This is a genomic window from Paenibacillus sp. J53TS2, assembly GCF_018403305.1.
GTDB lineage: Bacteria > Bacillota > Bacilli > Paenibacillales > Paenibacillaceae > Fontibacillus > Fontibacillus rhizolycopersici.
Genome location: NZ_BOSK01000003.1, coordinates 388,265 through 404,716, shown reverse-complemented (window position 1 = coordinate 404,716; position 16,452 = coordinate 388,265). Strand labels below are relative to the sequence as shown.

Below are 16,452 nucleotides of genomic sequence, written 5' to 3'. Positions count from 1 at the left end.
CTTTTTGGCGTTAGCGACTAAATATATGCGAAATACCGAGTATAATCGCACCAAACGATCCGAATTATTCAGATGTTTTCGAAAGTTTATGGGATATTTCCGCCGGATAGCCAAAGCTATAATAGCATTAAAGCACTTACAAAGGGTTTCATGAGGAGGAGCACAGATGAAGATAACGAGGCATCCGGAAAATCCGATCGTGGTACCGGGAGGTTTCGAATGGAGAAAAGTAACCGTATTCAATCCGGCGGTGATCATGGATAACGGTAAGTTCTATATGATTGAACGGACGGCAGGATCGCTGACGCCGTGCAAAAACTACCTGGGCCTTCTGGAAAGCGAAGACGGCGTGCATTTCACCCATGTGAAGGACGAGCCGATCGTTACGCCGGACATGCTCGGTTTCCCGTATGGCAGCGTGCAAGATCCACGGATCGTGAAAATCGACGATACGTTTTACCTGAATTATGCGCTTCGTCCGTGTGCGATGAGCTATTACCCGACAGGCCGAGGGGTCCCGGAGCGTTCGATCCCCGAGTACCCAGACGGTTGGGGCGAACAGGAAGGCCATTGGCTGACGCGTTCGTCGATCCTCGCCTCTAAGAACCTGATCGATTGGGAGTTCGTGGCCGACACGACCCCGCTGGAGATCAACGATCGGGATAACATCCTGTTTCCGGAGAAAATTAACGGCAAGTTCGTGTTGTTACGCCGGCCGGAGGAATATGTGGGCGAAGCGTACGGGACGGAAAAAGCGGCGATGTGGATCACCTATTCGGAAGATCTGATCCACTGGGAGGAGCCGAAGCTGCTGGCGAAAGCGGAAAACATGGCGTGGGAGTCGCGCAAAATCGGCGGTTCGACACCACCGGTACGGACGGATCGCGGATGGCTCGTGTTGTATCACGGTGTGGACGATGAGGTGGTCTACCGTGTCGGCGCCATGCTGCTGGATCTGGAGAACCCGGAGAAGGTCATCGCCCGCACCCAAAACTTCATCATGGAACCGGAAACGTATTACGAAAAATTCGGGTATCAGATTCCAAACGTGGTTTTCCCGACAGGGAACGTCGTTAAAGACGGACTGCTTTACATTTACTACGGGGTGACCGATACGGCGATCGCGCTGGCGACTGTGCCGGTCGAGGAACTCGTCGATTATATCCTGAATGATCCACAGGCCTAAACTGCTAATGCCTCCATTGGAATGACCGCATCAAGCGGTTATTCCAAGAGCCATTTTTGCAACCGCTTACTGAAAGAGGTTGAAAAGGGTAAAAGCACCGGTTAGTGAAAGTGAATTTATAAATGTTATGTTATATAACATTGTTTTCTGAAAGCGGCACAAAAAACATCAAAACCAGCTTGATATTTCGGATATAATCGAAGATTTATAGGATATAGTCGAATCGGTACAGCTTTTATAATAGGTAATATAACGGGTAAGGAAACAAAAGTGATCATTTCCTGTTATGTTTAAGGACTAGATCCAAAAAACAAGAGAAGAGGGTTGACTATGGGCAAAAAACACAGAGGCAAAAAAGCGGTACTGCTCGGTTTGGTTGCGGTGCTGGCATTGTTCACGGCGGCTTGCGGTAACGAAAACGCGGCGGGCGGCAACAACAACTCCGGCGGCGCAGGCGAAGCGGAGACGATTACCTTAAACATGATGCATCCTTGGACTTCCCCGAACGTGGACAACGAAGTCTACAAAGCGCGGATCGCCGAGTTCGAAAAGCAGCACCCGAACATCGTAATTAAGCAAGACGGCGTACCATCCGCCCAATACAAAACCAAGCTACGCACGTTAGCGGCCGCCAACAACCTGTCCGATATCAACGTCGTATGGCCAGGGGCGGATTTGTCGCCGCTTGTAGCCGGTAATTTGCTTCAGCCGATCAACGATCTGATGGACAACTGGGGCTCCATTCTGCCGGAAGCCGCGTTAGCCGGATTTAACGTGGACGGACAGCAATATGCGGTACCGACCAAGCAAAACTTCGTAGACATCATTTATTACAACAAAGAGATGTTCGCTCAAGTGGGTTACGATCAATTCCCCGACACCTACGATAAATTCATCGATGCAGTGAAGAAGCTGAAAGCGGCGGGGATTACCCCGATTTCGCTCGGCAATAAAGAGCAATGGCCGCTGCAATCGTCTTATATTTCCATCATCGGCGACCGGTTCACCGGAAGCGATTTCCTTCCGGCCGTGCTTGAAGGCAAAGCGAAGTTCACCGACCCTGAGTTCGTCAAGGCGCTTTCGGTCATCGATGAGCTGACGAAGTTGGGTGCCTTCAATACGGACGCCAACAACATGGACTCCGTTCAAGGCCAGGACTACTTCATTCAAGGGAAGGCAGCCATGCATATTTCCTCCGCAACCGTCGATGGACGAGTACGGATTAACAACGAAGAGGGAGATAAATTCGGCATCGCTCTGTTCCCAAGCGTAGAAGGCGGCAAAGGCGATCCGAAGAAGAGCGCCGGGATCGTGCAATACGGCATCGCTATCAAGAACGGGCTCGACGAGAAGAAAAAAGCGGCTGCCGAGGAGTTCTTGAAGTTTTTCGTGAGCGAAGATCTGTATAAAGAGTTGATCCGCAACGGGGTGGTCGTGCCCGCTAAGGTAGAAATTCCCGAAGACGCCAGCCCATATCTGAAAGAAATGCTATCGCTGACAGGTGGCGGTACAGCCCCGGTATTCGATAGCGTTATTCCTACGCAAGTGGTGGACGTCCTGCAAAACGGATTGCAAGCCTTGACCGTGGGCCGCGGCACTCCAGAAGAGCTGGCTAAGGAAGTTCAGGAAGCCATGGAGAACTATAGCAGCAATTAACGAAGAAGAGTAGGCATTCTATATTCGCGATCAAACTTGCGCTTACGTCTTTCAAAATCGATGCGTGAAAGAAAACCCGAATCCCGGGTTTTCTTCATTCATCGGGCTTGAACCTAGATTCGACATAAAGGAAAAGGAGGGAACCTCTGGTGCAAACGTTACGAGGCACGAAACTGGCGATCTTTATCGGGTTGTTTCCGGCGTTAATCATCTATCTGGGCATTGCCATCGTTCCGATCGGAATGTCTCTGTACTATTCGGTGATGGATTGGAACGGCATCGGTTCGATGAAGTTCGTCGGCCTTGATAATTTCGTGAAGATCCTGGGCGATGACACCTTCTGGCTATCCGTCAAAAATAACATCATCATCATGGTGACCGGCTTGATCGGCCAAATTCCGCTTGGTCTATTGCTTGCGCTTCTGCTCAACCGCGGACTCAAAGGCTCCGGATTTTTCCGGACGGTTGGCTTCATGCCGGTCGTGATATCATCCGTCATGGTGTCCCTGATCTGGGGCATGGTTTATAACACGGAGTACGGGATGCTGAACAATCTGCTGAGTATCATTGGCCTAGACGGCTGGAAGCAAAATTGGCTCGGCGACGACCGGTGGTCGATGCTGTCGATCAGCATTGCGTACATCTGGCAGAACTGCGGACTGTACATGGTGATTTTCCTGGCCGCGCTGCAGAACATCCCCGACGAGGTGAACGAAGCAGCCGAACTGGATGGAGCCACCGGGCTCAAACGCACCTTTCGCATTACGATTCCGATGATTCGCAGCACGCTTATGGTTGGGGTCGTCTACAGTATCAGTAACTCCTTCCGCGTCTTCGACCTGATTCAGATCCTGACGGGCGGCGGTCCGGCGCATCAAACCGAGGTCATGACGATTCACATGTACAACAGCGCCTTCATGAACATGCGTTACGGATACGGCAGTGCCGTGTCGATCCTGATTCTGCTGTTTAGCTTGATCGTCATCTCCCTGGTGAATCGACTGGGCCGAGAAAAAGAAGCTTAAGGAAGGAGGATATACCCATGAATAAGAAGTCTGTCGGCTTCCGAATATTTGCATACACTTTTCTAAGCCTATTCGCTATGATGAATATAGTCCCGCTGTTCTGGATGGTCGTCAACTCTTTCAAAAACGAACAGGAATACGCGGCCAGTCCGTTTTCGTTCCCGGAGGCATTGCATTTTTCCAACTACGCCGAGGCGTGGAAGGTCGCGAATATGAATGTATACTTTCTGAACAGCCTTTTCGTCACGTTTACTTCCTTGATCGTGACCGTATTTTTCGGGGCCTTGGCGTCCTATTTCCTATCGCGGTTTCAATTCAAGCTTCGCGGATTCACCTACGGCGTATTTCTGCTCGGCATGCTGGTGCCGATTCATGCGACTTTGATTCCGATCTTTCTGATCATGCAAAAATTGCATCTGCTGGATACGCATTTATCGTTAATCTTGCCGTATACGGCGTTCCACCTATCCTTAACGATTATTATTCTGGAGGGCTTCATGCGGGGATTCCCCAAGGATTTGGAGGAATCGGGTGTGATGGACGGCGCGGGCATTTTCCGGATCTTCTGGTCAATCATTCTCCCGATCACGAGACCCGCGATGGCCACCGTCGTCATCCTCAACTTCATATACAACTGGAATGAGTACTTGTTCGCCTTGGTGTTGATCAGCTCTTCCGCACTCAAAACGCTGCCGCTTGGCTTGGCCAACTTCGTCGGCATCGAGACGGCGAGCCTCACCCTGCAAATGGCGGCGCTAACGATGGCGCTCATTCCGATCATTATCTTTTATCTCCTGTTGCAGAAACAATTGGTTACCGGAATGACAGCAGGAGCGGTTAAGGGCTAAGACATCACGAATGGCGGAGGTGAAGGCGATGACAGGCTATAGAAGGTTGCTCGGCAGCTTTGGTTTAAAGCGGAAGGCGCTTGTCATCTTCTTGATCTTCGTCATCCTCCCGACGTTTGGCGTCGGCGTGGTCGTGCAAATCCAATTTAACGAGGTCCTGCGGGAGCAGTTCATCAATTCGACCAAGCGAAATCTCGATAACGTCGCCGGCCAACTCAACGAGCAGACCAAGATGGTCGAGGATATCGCCAATTACTTGATATTGAGTCCGGATATGCGGAACTTTCTGCGCACGTCGCCTCCGCTCAGCAGCGAACAGCAAGCTTCCTATAAGCGAAATATCGAGGATTTTTTAACATTCCAACTGATGTCAAAGGGGTACATTCGATCCATCGAAGTTAATGGATTCAATGGCAGCTTTATCGAAATGGGCGAGCCGTTCAGCGGCGACGAGACGAAATGGGAACAGGCCGCCAAGGTGCGCAAAGGCGGGATTACCTGGACTGAAGGATATGCGCTCCATAGCGATTGGAACGGCGAAGTTCGCGTCCTGTCGATGTTCCGCGTCCTCAACTCCTACAGCCAGATTACCAAACCGCTCGGAAGGCTGATCATTCGTTTGGACGAAGCGAGTATCGTCGGTTTACTGGAGAAAGGGATTTTTAAAGACGGGGCCGGGAGCGTGTTTATCGTCGGCTCGGAAGGCCAGGTGATCCTGGGATCGAAGAATCCGTTGCCGGACGTGCTCCAACCGGGAGCGCCGCTTCTGGACAAGCTCTCGTCCGGACGGGGAGACTTAACGTACGAGGTGAACGGCCAGCGTTATTTGACCCTATATAAGGGGATGGAAAACACCGACTGGAAAGTGGTCGCCATGATTCCCGAAGCGAAGGTATCCGAGGAGTTCCGAGGGATCAAGATGACGATGCTGGTCATCCTGACGGCGATTATGCTGCTGGGGTTAACCGCATTGATCGGGTTCCACTATACGATCATCCGACCGATTTTGCGACTCAAAAAAGAAACCAGCAAAGTCACCTACGGCGATTTCAACGCTCGGGTTCCGGTCAATTCCAACGACGAAATTTCCGAATTGAACCGCAAATTCAATGAGATGGTCGCGACGATCCAGCAGCTCATTGAGCATAAATATAAGCTGGAGCTAAGGGAACGGGAATCCGAGCTAAAGCTCATGCAAAACCAGATGGATCCGCATTTTCTGTACAATACGCTCGATATGATCCGTTGGACGGCACGATTGGAGCAGGCGACGAAATCGAGCCAACTGATCGAAATGCTGTCGAAGTTCTTCCGGTCCAGCATGAATAACGGAAGTTATCAGACCACGCTGCGCAAGGAACTGGAATTCGCCCAATCCTACTTGTACCTGCAGCAGCGCCGGCTCGGGGAGAAAAAGTTGAAGTATTCCCTCCACGCCGAGGCGGGCATCGAGGAGGCCGTAACGTTGAAAGCTACGATCCAGCCGTTGGTGGAGAACTTCATCAAGCATGGCCTGGACCGCGGCAAACCGTTCGGGGAAGTGAGCGTGCGCTGTTACGCCCGCGAAGGCGAAATTCGAGTGGACGTCATCGACAACGGCAAAGGAATGGATCCCGGCAAGGCGGAAGCCATCCGGAACGCCCTGGAGCGAACGGGAACCAGCGGAACCAGGGAGGGAGCCATGCATAACATTCACGAAAGACTATCGATCTTTTTCGGACAGAACTACGGTTTGGAGATCGTAGAGACTTCGGCCGAAGGCACGTGGGTACGGCTTCGTTTCCCTTTTGCCGAGGCTTGCTATCCCGGAGGTGAACCCCATGAATCTTGATTATGGAACGAATACAGATCCTGCCGGCGTTGGTAAACGGGTGAAGATGCTGATCGTGGACGACGAAGCGGTCATCTGCGAGGGGCTGCGTTATACGATCGACTGGACGAAGCTGGGCGTGGAAGTCGTAGGCGAGGCGTATGACGGGAAAGAGGCGCTGCGGCTGGTCGAGGAGCATGGCGTCCAACTGGTGCTTTCGGACATCCGCATGGACGGCATGGACGGGCTGGAGCTGGCCAAGCATTTGCGGCAACGGCATCCTGCGGTGCAGGTGGTCATGATCAGCGGCTATGAGGATTTCGAATATGCACGCCAGGCCATTCGGCTTGGCGTGGAAGACTATCTGCTGAAGCCGGTCGATATCGAGGAATTGAGCTCGGTCGTGAAAAAAATCGTTGCCGGCATTCGGACCGGCGATAAGGAAGAGAAAGACCGGGAAATCGAGCTATGGCTTTCGGGCATGGCCCGGCACGGCTCGGCGTACGGCAAAGAGCCGCCGCCTTCGCTGGACGGCGTCCAATTTCGCATCGTAGCGACCCAATTGGCCGATTTCCACGAACGATTTGCCGATATGGAAGCGGAGCGGTTCGAAGAAATCCAAGAAGCTTGGTTGCTCGGGTTGCATCGCAATCTGGAGGCTGGCCCGTTTCGAGCGCTGTCCGTTTTCGACCATGAAAACTTACTTATCACCTTCTTGGCTTCGGAGCAAAGGGCCGAACTGGAGGCTTGGGACGAAAGGCTGTCCTCGGCTATGGGTTCGCTTGACCCTGGAGCGGGGGGACGTATTTATGGCGGTGCTTCCTCCGTATACGAGGATCTGGAAGAAACCGCGGATCGCTGCGCCGAAGCCGTGCGTCTGCTGGCGCTTCATGTGCTGGACGGGCGCCGGGTCCTGACGGCCGACTACGGCGATGCGGCGATGTTCGGCCGGACGCTGCCGGCGTTCGATATCACGGAGACGGTGCAAGGACTCGTATCCGCGTTCTTCAAGCAGGACCGGGAGGAAGTTCGCCGGGCGGTGGAGGGCATGGTTCGGTTTTGCCGGGAATCGGGTTATTTGCTGCCGGAATTCTGGAACCTGTACGAGGAATTGTTTGCACTGCTCCGCCAGCGCTTGCGCAAAAGCGGCATGACCGGGTTGGATTACGCCCGCCGGGGACAGCCGGACCCGAATATATATAACTCCTATGCCGGACTTGAAACGGTGGTCTTGGAGGATATGGAGGAACTGCAGCGGTTAATTGACCAGAACGGAATCGACAAGTCTTACTGGATCGTCGAAAAAGCGAAAAAGTTCATCGTCGACCGTTACCGCACGGACCTCAAGGCTTCCGAGGTCGCCGCTTGGCTGAAAATCACTCCGAGCTATTTCAGTTATATTTTTAAGCAGAGCACGGGAAAAGGGTTTACGGAGTATATGAATGAGATGCGGATCGATCAGGCCAAAAACCTGCTGGCCACGACGCAAGATAAGGTATTCGAGATTGCGGACAAGGTCGGTTATAAGGAATACAAGTATTTCGTGTCCGTGTTCAAAACGTACACGGGCATGACGCCGAAGGAGTACCGCGGTCTGCGCGTCTGCAAGGAGGCGTCCGTGGGCGGCGGGAATACGGCGGCCGGTATGGAACCGGCCAATGACTAGGAGACGGTCGGACGGCGTTTGGGCCTCCGGCCGATAAGCGGGAGGAAGACGGATGGAAACTTACAAGCTGCCGTCCGCTCCGTTAGAAGAGCGGGTAGCGGATTTGCTGTCCCGGATGACGCTCCGGGAAAAGGTGGGCCAACTCAATCAGCGGATGTACGGCTGGGACGCTTATGTGCGGAAGGGAGAAACGTTCGAGCTGACCGATGCGTTCAGGGACGAAGTAGCCAAAGGCGGCGGAATGGGCGCGCTGTACGGCTTGTTTCGCAGCGACCCTTGGTCGGGCGTGAATTACGATAACGGCATAGCCGCGGCGGATAGCGCGAGGGTGGCGAACATGGTGCAGCAGTACGTGCTGGAGCATACTCGGCTGGGCATTCCCGTCCTGTTGACGGAGGAATGCCCGCACGGCCACCAGGCGCTGGACGGGACGCTGCTGCCGGTCAATCTCGGCGCCGGGGCAACCTGGAATCCCGAGCTGATGGAGCGGGCGTACGCCCATGTGGCGGCGGAAATCCGCAGCCGCGGCGCGCACGTGGGGCTGGTCTCGGCGCTCGATATTTTGCAGGAACCGCGCTGGGGGCGTTCCGAGGAATGTTACGGCGAGGATCCTTATTTGGCCGCCCGCTTCACGGAAGCGGCGGTGCGCGGAATGCAGGGTGACGAGCCGCAGAAGCTGGATGCGCCGGATCGCGTCGCGGTCGTCCTGAAGCATTTATGCGCGCAGGGGGCGGCTCAAGGCGGGCGTAATGCCGGTCCGGCGGCCATCGGGCCGCGGGAGCTGCGGGAGATCCATCTCCCGGCTGCCCGGGCGGGAGCTCTTGCCGGAGCTGCAGGTTTCATGGCAGCCTATAACGAAATTGATGGCGTGCCGTGCCATGCCAACCGCGATTTGCTGACCGGCATCCTACGGGAGGAATGGGGCTTCGAAGGACTGGTGATGGCAGACGGCTGCGCGGTAGACCGGCTGCTGGCGCTAACCGGCACCTATGAGTCCGCGGCTGCCCTCGCCTTGGCGTCAGGCGTCGATCTTAGCTTATGGGATACCGCTTTTTCCACGCTGGAAGAGGCGGTACGCCTAGGATGGGTGCAGGAGGCGGAGATCGACCGTGCGGCCGCGCGCGTGCTGCGGCTGAAATTCCGGCTGGGGCTGTTCGATCGGCCTTACGTGCCGGAGCTCCGGGCCATTTCCGTTGTCGGCAGCCCGGAATTCCGGGACGTGAACCTGCAGGTCGCCCGCGAATCGGCCGTGCTGCTCAAGAACGAAGGCGACTTGCTGCCGATCGTCGGCCGAACGCGGAGGATCGCGGTGATCGGCCCGAACGCCGACCGCTTGTACAACCAGCTGGGCGACTATACGAGCGTCCAGCGGGAAGGGACGGGCACGACGGTGCTGCAGGGCATCCGTTCGTGCGCCCCGGAAGAGACCGAGGTCGTGTACGCCCTGGGATGCGGCATCCGCGACCGGTCCAAGGCGGGCTTCGCCGAGGCGGTTGAAGCTGCCCAGGGCGCGGACGTCGCGGTACTCGTGCTCGGCGGAAGCAGCGCCCGAGAGTTCGGAGGCGACTTCGAAGACAACGGCGCGGCGATCGTCAAAGAGGGCAGCCCGTCCGAGATGGACTGTGGCGAAGGCGTCGACCTGGCTGACCTTTCGCTCGGCGGAGTCCAGCGGGAACTGCTCGAGGCCGTTGCCGCCACCGGCACGCCGGTCGTCGCCGTCATCGTGCAAGGCCGCCCGCATGCGCTCCTCGACGTCGTTGATTTATGCGGTGCGGTCCTCTGCGCGTGGTATCCCGGCACGGAAGGCGGCCGGGCGATCGGGGAGCTCCTGTTCGGCATCGCGAATCCGAGCGGCAAGCTGCCTGTGACGATGCCGCGATCCTCAGCCCAACTTCCCGTGTATTACAACCAAAAGGATCCCGGACGAACCCGAAATTACGTCGATATGCCCTCCGCGCCGTTGTACCCGTTTGGCTACGGGTTGAGCTATACGCAGTTTGCTTATGCCCATTTATCCTTGTCCCGGGAAGTCGTCTCGACGGCGGAGCTGGAGAACGGGGAGCGGGTGAAGGTTCGCGTCGAGGTAGAAAATACGGGGGCCAGGAGCGGGGCGGAAACGGTCCAACTGTACATTCGAGCCCGGGAATCGGGCATCACCCGGCGGATTGCCGAGCTGAAGGGGTTCCACAAAATCGAGCTGAACCCGGGAGAAAGCCGTTTCGTCGAGTTCATGTTGGGCCTGGAGGAGCTGGGGATCTGGAACCGCGAGTTGCGTTTTGCGGCGGTTCCTTGCATAGTCTCCGTTCAAGTCGGGGGCGACAGCCGCGACACTCTTTCCGCTGATCTGACCGTCACAGTGTAACTATAGGAGACAATTTCGTAATTTGCAGCGCAAGGTTCCAAGGGCGGTCGCCCTGGTACTTGCGCTGTTTTGTTTTTATGGGGAAGGGGAAGCGGCTTTGGCGCCAGAGAATCCCCTTTGTCGGACGCTTTGCAGCATTATCCCGTTTGATCAGAAGTTAAGACAGTTAAGACTACAACATGAAACAGGCCAACTCGGGTGAGCAAACTTACGCCCCCTGAACAAAAGGGATAATGGTGAAAAACGCCCGCACAGAGCACAAAGCGCCCGGTTTATTTCGTTTCCCGGAAAGCGCTGGGCGATTGGCCGGTTACTTTTTTGAACAACATGGAGAAATATTTGTCGTTCCCGTAACCGACCCGTGCGGCGACTTCATGTATCGGCGCGTTGGTTTCGCGGAGCAGGCGCTTGGCCTCCTCGATCCGGCGGGTGATGAGATAGTTGACGGGCGAGTCACCAAGTTCTTTTTTGAACAGATGAGATAAATAATGTTGACTGACGTAGAGGGTATCGGCAATTTCCTTGAGCGTAATGCTGCGGGTGTAATTCTTATCGATGAACTGCTTGGTGCGGACGGTAATTTCGTTCTTGTCCTTCAAAGGATCAAAAGGATGCTTCACGTCAACGATCCGGTATAGGAGCGTGATCAGTGACATGAGCAGGTTGTTGCTGAGCGTCTCGTAGCCGAGCACTTGGGAATCACATTCCTGCAGCATTTCCGACAGGTAGCTCTCGACTTTATAGGCGTATTTTTCGCACGGGATCACCGGGTCGACGGAGGCGGGCAGCAGCTGCCCCGGCGGTACGCCGTCGATATGCACGTTGCCAACACCGCAGTAGATTAACTTAAACGGCTCTGGACTCACCGAACGTTCCTCATGCGGAACGCCTGCGTTATAGACAGCGACATCGCCGGGATGCACTTCGTAGGTCGTGCCCCCGATCCGGAATTCCCCTCGGCCTTCGACGATATAGATGATCTCGCAATAGTCGTGGATTTGCGGCGGCGCGTAGAAACGGCGTTCGTCCACGACTTGGCCGGCGTACAGCAGCTCGGGCGTCTTTTTGAAGCGGAAGCGGTCGCTTTTGCGATGAGGAATTTCGATTTTCGGCACGATGGGCTCCTCCCGAACGTTGGATACTCCCATTATAGCGGAAGCGAAGGCGAATGGGAGGAAATTGCAGGAAAATTACGCAGCGGAGAGGCGGTTCACTATTTTGCGGTGTTGCGGCGGCAAGAGGGCAATATAGTAGGTTCCCGAACGTACCGAGCCAACTTTAGAATGGGACTATAATTCATTGTCCAAGGAGGCAGGTTGGGTATGGTTGAAAACGGTTACAGATGGCGGGACGGATTTCCGAAAGTCGGCATTCGTCCAACGATCGACGGCAGAAGACGAGGCGTACGCGAATCGCTGGAGGAGCAGACGATGAACCTGGCCAAGGCAGTGGCCCGGCTGCTAGAGGCGGAGCTCCGTTACCCGAACGGGCAGCCGGTGGAATGCGTAATCGCCGATACGTGCATCGGCGGCGTAGCGGAAGCGGCGGCCGCGGCGAAGAAATTCAAGTCGGCCGAGGTCGGCGTATCGATCACCGTAACGCCGTGCTGGTGTTACGGTACGGAAACGATGGATACCGATCCGCAGATCCCGAAGGCGGTATGGGGCTTTAACGGCACCGGCCGTCCGGGTGCGGTGTATTTGGCCGCCGTGTTGTCCGCGCATGCGCAAAAAGGGCTGCCGGCGTTTGGCATCTACGGCGAGGACGTACAGGACGAAGGCGACGACCGGATCCCGGCCGACGTGCAGGAGAAGCTGCTGCGGTTTGCCCGCAGCGGGCTGGCGGCGGCGCTGATGCGCGACCGGGCCTATCTATCGATGGGCTCGGTGTCGATGGGGATCGCAGGGTCGATGGTGAACGACGCCTTTTTCCAGGAGTATCTGGGAATGCGCAACGAGTATATCGACATGACCGAGTTTACGCGGCGGATGGAGGAAGGGATTTACGATCCCGAGGAATACGATGCAGCATTGGCCTGGGTCAAGGAGAATTGCCAGGAAGGTCCGGATAATAACCCGGCCCAGCTACAGACGACGCGGGAGCGCAAGGACCAAGAATGGGAGACGGTCGTTAAAATGACGCTGATCACGCGCGACCTGATGATCGGCAACCCGCGCCTTGCCGAATTGGGGTACGAGGAAGAAGCGCAAGGCCATCACGCGATTGCCTCCGGCTTCCAGGGGCAGCGTCAGTGGACGGATCACTTCCCGAACGGCGATTTCATGGAGACGATGCTTAATTCGTCGTTCGACTGGAACGGCACGCGCGCGCCTTACCTTGTGGCAACGGAGAACGACAGTCTGAACGGCGTCGGCATGCTGTTTGGGTATTTCTTGACGAATACGGCGCAGATTTTTGCCGATGTGCGTACGTACTGGAGCCCGGCCTCCGTGGAGCGGGTGACCGGCCATAAGCTGGAAGGACGCGCTGCGGGCGGTCTCTTGCACTTGATTAACTCCGGTTCGGCGGCGCTCGACGGAACCGGCGAGCAAATGAAGGACGGCGCTCCCATCATCAAGCCGTTCTGGGAGATCAGCGACGAGGAGGTCGATCGCATGTTGCAAGCGACGCAATTCCGACCGGCTTCGCTGGAGTATTTCCGAGGCGGCGGATTCTCCACCGACTATTTGACCCGTGGCGGCATGCCGATGACGATGACCCGGCTCAACCTGGTCAAAGGGCTCGGGCCAGTGCTGCAAATCGCCGAGGGGTACTCGGTGGATCTGCCGGAGCAAGTGCACCACACGCTGGATAAACGAACGGACCCAACGTGGCCGTCGACCTGGTTTGCGCCAAACCTAACCGGCAGCGGCGCGTTCGCTAGCGTCTACGACGTGATGGATCACTGGGGCGCGAACCACGGCGTGATTAGCTACGGCCATATCGGCGCCGATCTGATCACGCTGGCGTCAATCCTGCGCATCCCGGTCAGCATGCACAACGTGCCGAAGGAGAAGGTGTTCCGTCCGCGGGCCTGGGGCCTGTTCGGTACCGAGGATGCGGAGAGCGCAGACTTCCGGGCGTGCACCGCGTTTGGACCGCTGTACAAGTAAACCGTTACTCAAGCCTATAAAGGAGCTAAACGAGATGCAAAACATGGAAACACGCCAGGAGCTTTGCAAATATGCCCGTAAGATTGTGGAGAGCGGGTTGGTCGTGGGGCCGGGCGGCAACATCAGCGCCCGGGCTGGCGATAAGATGTATCTGTCGCCGAGCGGCTTCGCGCTCGAGGAGATCGAGCCGGAGCAGTGGATCGAGGTGGATATCCCGACGGGGGAAGTGACCGAGATCGGCCTGCGTCCGTCGTCCGAGGTGCTGATGCATCTATATGGCTACCGCCAAAAGCCCGACATGGGAGCCATGGTGCATACGCACCCGTCCCATTGCATCGCTTTTACGCTGATCGAACGGGACCTGCCGATCATGTTCCCGGATCAGGCCGCTTTGGTCGGTCGGACGGCGTTTATCCCGTATTTGATCCCAACGACGGATCTGCTGGCGAATGCGGTCGCCGAAAAGGTGAACGAGGCGAGCTCGATTTTGCTTGGGAACCATGGGCTGGTGACAACGGGCCGTAATTTGCGGGAGGCTTACTACCGAACCCAGGTCGTGGAGGAAAGCGCGAAAATTTACTTAAACGCGAAGGCGGCGGGTACGCCTGTCCCTTTAACGGACCAGGAGGTCGCGGACATCGCGGCGCTCGAAAGTGAAGACTACCGGATCACGCTGCTGCAAAAAATGAAGTGATTGGACGGTGAAGGTCATGTCATCGGAACAACAACATTTCCCTTGCGTCCTCGCGTTTGATTTAGGCGCTAGCAGCGGTCGGGCATTCGTCGGCGAGATCATCTCCGAGCGCCTTGGTGACCCCTCCGGCGCCGGTGCCGACAACGGCTCTTCCAGCGTTCGGAAGCTGAATATCATCGAGGTTCACCGTTTCCCAAACGTTCCGGTCCAAATCGGCGGGCACCTGTATTGGGATACGCCGATGCTCCTGCGAGAGATCAAAACCGGCATTCGCAAAGCGTTCCAGGCCGGGTACCGGCCGGAGAGCTGCGCCATCGATACCTGGGGCGTCGATTTTGGCCTGTTGGATCGAAACGGAGAGCTGCTCGGCATTCCGTACCATTATCGGGATCGTCAAACCGAAGGAATGGTCGAGGAGGTATCCGCCCTGGTCGGCCCGGAGCGATTGTTCCGCGAAAGCGGACTGCAGTTTATGCCCTTTAACACGTTGTATCAGCTGTATGCCATGAGAAAAGCCGGTTCTCCCAAACTGGATCTGGCCGAAACGCTGTTGTTGACGCCGGATTTGCTGAACTATTTTCTAACCGGCCGGCGCGTTTGCGAATTTACGATGGCGACGACGACGGGGCTGTTCGATCCGGGAAGGGGCGCGTGGAACGCTACATTGATGGAGCAACTCGGTATCCCGAGCGCGATACTTCCCGATCCTGTACCCCCGGGCACCGAAATCGGCGAATTGACGGCGGAGGTCTGTGCGGAGCTTGGCGTGCCGCCGATCAAGATCATCGCCGCAGCCTCGCACGACACGGAATCCGCGGCTGCGGCCGTGCCGGCGGATTCGCCGGCGTTCGCCTACCTCGTGAGCGGCACCTGGTCGCTGCTGGGGACTCAGATGGCGAAGCCGCTGCTGACGTCGGAGGTGCTGGAGCGCCAATTCTCTAACGAGGGCGGCGTGGACGGCACCTACCATTTGCTCAAAAATATCATGGGCCTGTGGATCCTCCAAGAGTGTAAACGCAAATGGGAGCAGGACGGCGAAGTCTACTCTTTCGCCGAACTCGTACTGCTAGCTGAGCAGGCCGAGCCGCTGCGCACCTTGATCGACCCGGATGACTTGCGGTTTATGAATCCGGTCGACATGCCGGAGGAGATCCGGGCTTACTGCCGAGAAACGGGCCAGCCGGTACCGGAATCGCCCGGTGCCTTCGCCCGCTGCATCCTCGAAAGCCTGGCACTCCGCTACCGCCAGGTGTTGGAGCAGGCCGAGGAACTGACCGGCTTACGGTTTGCCGGGCTGCATATGGTCGGCGGCGGCATTCAGAACGAGCTACTCTGCCGGTTTACGGCAGAAGCGATCGGTCGCCGGGTCTGGGCAGGACCGGTGGAAGCCAGCGCGATCGGCAATCTGCTTGTCCAGCTGCGAACCGGCGGCTGGCTTAAGGATTTGCAGGAAGGCCTCGCACTGGTCAAGGCATCCTTCCCGCTCCGGATTTACGAGCCGGAGTCTGAGGAAAGCCAGTCGGCTTGGGCCGCCGCCTATGAGCGATTCGAACGACTTGGGAGGTCGATGAAATGTTAAAAGGGATATCCAGCCTCCTTTCACCTGAGCTGTTGAAGACTCTGATGGAAATGGGGCATTCGGACGAGATCGTGCTTGCCGACGGCAATTTTCCGGCAGCCAGCCACGCCCAGCGCTTAATCCGCTGTGACGGTCACGGCATCCCCGCGTTGCTGGATGCCATCCTGCCGCTGTTTCCGCTCGACGTCTACGTGGGCCACCCGGTCGCGTTGATGGCGGTCATGCCCGGCGATCCGGTAGAAACGCCGATTTGGGATGAGTACCGTCAGATCGTGAGCCGCCACCACTCGGCGGATCAGCCGTTCGAGGAAGTCGAGCGGTTTGCCTTTTACGAACGGGCCAAACAGGCGTATGCGATCGTCTCCACCGGGGAAAAAGCGTTGTACGCTAACGTGATTCTAAAAAAAGGCGTAGTAAAATCATAAGAAAAGTTATCGAATGCAAAGGGGGCTGCCGGAAGGCATGCCCCCTTTTAACGCCGAGAAAAAGCGTTTACAATAAAAGAGACCGCGG

Annotated in this window: 12 protein-coding genes; 11 read left to right on the top strand and 1 reads right to left on the bottom strand. The window is 56.4% G+C overall.

What is annotated here, in order from left to right; genetic code table 11:
- The first annotated feature begins 166 nt into the window (after positions 1-166).
- The 7 genes from KJS42_RS09670 (at position 167) to KJS42_RS09640 (ending at position 10,553) form a co-directional block, all read left to right on the top strand.
- Complete coding sequence (locus KJS42_RS09670; RefSeq protein WP_155605719.1) at positions 167-1,186, top strand: glycoside hydrolase family 130 protein; 1,020 nt, start codon at positions 167-169, stop codon at positions 1,184-1,186.
- Between the two features lie 330 nt (positions 1,187-1,516).
- Entirely contained in the window at positions 1,517-2,842 is a 1,326-nt protein-coding gene (locus tag KJS42_RS09665) for an extracellular solute-binding protein (RefSeq protein WP_213622708.1), read from the top strand.
- Between the two features lie 149 nt (positions 2,843-2,991).
- Positions 2,992-3,867, top strand: coding sequence for a carbohydrate ABC transporter permease (locus KJS42_RS09660; RefSeq protein ID WP_213622707.1), 876 nt, complete (start codon positions 2,992-2,994; stop codon positions 3,865-3,867).
- Positions 3,868-3,884: 17 nt separating this feature from the next.
- The gene (locus tag KJS42_RS09655) at positions 3,885-4,715 is read left to right on the top strand and encodes a carbohydrate ABC transporter permease (protein ID WP_213622706.1); all 831 of its coding nucleotides are present in this window, start codon (positions 3,885-3,887) and stop codon (positions 4,713-4,715) included.
- A 28-nt stretch (positions 4,716-4,743) separates the two neighbouring features.
- A complete protein-coding gene (locus tag KJS42_RS09650; protein ID WP_213622705.1) occupies positions 4,744-6,546 on the top strand; it encodes a cache domain-containing sensor histidine kinase in 1,803 nt (600 codons plus the stop codon).
- Positions 6,536-8,191: a response regulator transcription factor gene (locus KJS42_RS09645; protein ID WP_213622704.1), complete on the top strand. Its 1,656-nt coding sequence runs from the start codon at positions 6,536-6,538 to the stop codon at positions 8,189-8,191. Before KJS42_RS09650 ends, KJS42_RS09645 begins: the two co-directional genes overlap by 11 nt.
- A 52-nt stretch (positions 8,192-8,243) precedes the next feature.
- Positions 8,244-10,553 (top strand): glycoside hydrolase family 3 N-terminal domain-containing protein, encoded by a 2,310-nt coding sequence (locus KJS42_RS09640; RefSeq protein WP_213622703.1) that lies wholly within the window; start codon positions 8,244-8,246, stop codon positions 10,551-10,553.
- Positions 10,554-10,825: 272 nt separating this feature from the next.
- Here the strand turns inward: KJS42_RS09640 and KJS42_RS09635 are convergent, their stop codons facing one another.
- Positions 10,826-11,668, bottom strand: a complete 843-nt coding sequence (locus tag KJS42_RS09635; protein WP_193416467.1) for an AraC family transcriptional regulator — start codon at positions 11,666-11,668, stop codon at positions 10,826-10,828.
- A gap of 207 nt (positions 11,669-11,875) precedes the next feature.
- On the opposite strand from KJS42_RS09635, the gene KJS42_RS09630 reads away from it, so the two are divergent.
- Genes KJS42_RS09630 through fucU form a run of 4 tightly spaced genes read left to right on the top strand, consistent with a single transcriptional unit; the run spans position 11,876 to position 16,364 of the window.
- Entirely contained in the window at positions 11,876-13,666 is a 1,791-nt protein-coding gene (locus KJS42_RS09630; protein ID WP_213622702.1) for an L-fucose isomerase, read from the top strand.
- A 34-nt stretch (positions 13,667-13,700) separates the two neighbouring features.
- Entirely contained in the window at positions 13,701-14,360 is a 660-nt protein-coding gene (locus KJS42_RS09625; RefSeq protein ID WP_213622701.1) for a class II aldolase/adducin family protein, read from the top strand.
- A gap of 16 nt (positions 14,361-14,376) precedes the next feature.
- The gene (locus KJS42_RS09620; protein WP_213622700.1) at positions 14,377-15,939 is read left to right on the top strand and encodes a rhamnulokinase; all 1,563 of its coding nucleotides are present in this window, start codon (positions 14,377-14,379) and stop codon (positions 15,937-15,939) included.
- Positions 15,933-16,364, top strand: coding sequence for an L-fucose mutarotase (gene fucU / locus KJS42_RS09615; protein ID WP_213622699.1), 432 nt, complete (start codon positions 15,933-15,935; stop codon positions 16,362-16,364). Before KJS42_RS09620 ends, fucU begins: the two co-directional genes overlap by 7 nt.
- Positions 16,365-16,452: the final 88 nt, after the last annotated feature.